Genomic DNA, 1105 nt, shown 5'->3' with positions numbered 1-1105 from the left:
TCGGCGTAGGCGACCAGGTCCGGGTTGGTGAAGCGGGTGTGGCTGTGGCGGCCGATCTCGAGTTCCATCTTCCAGGTGATCAGGCCGTATTCCTCGTCGACCAGGACCAGGACGACCAGCGGGATGTGTTCGCGAACGGCGGTCTCCAGTTCCTGGGAGTTCATCAGGAACGAGCCGTCGCCCATCATCGCCAGTACGCGCCGGTCCGGCCGTGCCAGTTTCGCGGCGATCGCGCCCGGCAGCGCAAACCCCATGGTCGACAAGCCGTTGGAGACCAGGCACGTGTCCGGCTCGTAGGTGGGGTAGAGGCGGGACATCCACATTTTCCCGGCGCCGGTGTCGGCGAGGACGATGTCGCGGCGGTCCAGCGCGGTGCGGACATCGGCCACGACACGCTGCGGCACCAATGGGAATGCCTCATGGTCACGCCCGTACTGGAGCTCTTCGTCGAGCAGCGTCCGGATCTTCTCGTTGCTTCCGAAGTCGTAGGTGAGTCCGTCGGGCAGTGCTGCCGCGAGTGCGTCCAGCGCTTGTGAGGGGTCGCCCTGGACGCCCACCGCGACCGGGTAGTGGGCGTCCACCTCGGCGGGGAAACGGTGCACGTGGACGATTCGTTTGTCGCCGTTCGGGTTGATCTTGACCGGGTCGAACTCCTGGATCTCGTAGCCCACGCAGATCAGCACGTCGGCCGTATCGAAGCCGAAGTTGCTGTAGTCGTGCCGCATGAATCCGACCGCGCCGAGAGCGTTGGGGTGGTCGTCGGGGAAGACCCCCTTGCCATGGAACGTGGTCGCGACCGGGATGTTCAGCCGCTCGGCGAACCGCACGAGGGAGGCTGTTGCTCCGGCCCGGGCAGCGCCGTGGCCTGCCAGCACGACCGGGTGCCGGGCAGCGGCGATCACCTCCACTGCACGTGCGATCTGGGAGGGCGACGGTGCATCGGTGTGCACCGCGTCGATCTGCAGGGGTGCCAGCGGCTCGGCGGGACGCTCCGCTTCGATGTCCTCCGGCACCGCCAGGAACACAGCTCCGGGCCGCTCGCTCTGCGCGGTCTTGAACGCCTTGCGGGTCATCTCCGGCACAGCGTCGGGACACTCGATGCGGG

At 67.3% G+C, this 1105-nt stretch carries 1 protein-coding gene; it reads right to left on the bottom strand.

From position 1 onward, the window contains the following. Positions 1 to 1105, bottom strand: a 1105-nt coding sequence (locus tag AB0H32_RS46030; protein WP_361134994.1) for a thiamine pyrophosphate-dependent enzyme, incomplete at both ends; no start/stop codon positions are given.

This window comes from Streptomyces sp. NPDC020362, from assembly GCF_040642095.1.
In the GTDB taxonomy this organism is placed as follows: Bacteria; Actinomycetota; Actinomycetes; order Streptomycetales; family Streptomycetaceae; genus Streptomyces.
The sequence above is the reverse complement of the archived record's forward strand: the minus strand, read 5'-3'. Positions and strand labels throughout refer to the sequence as shown.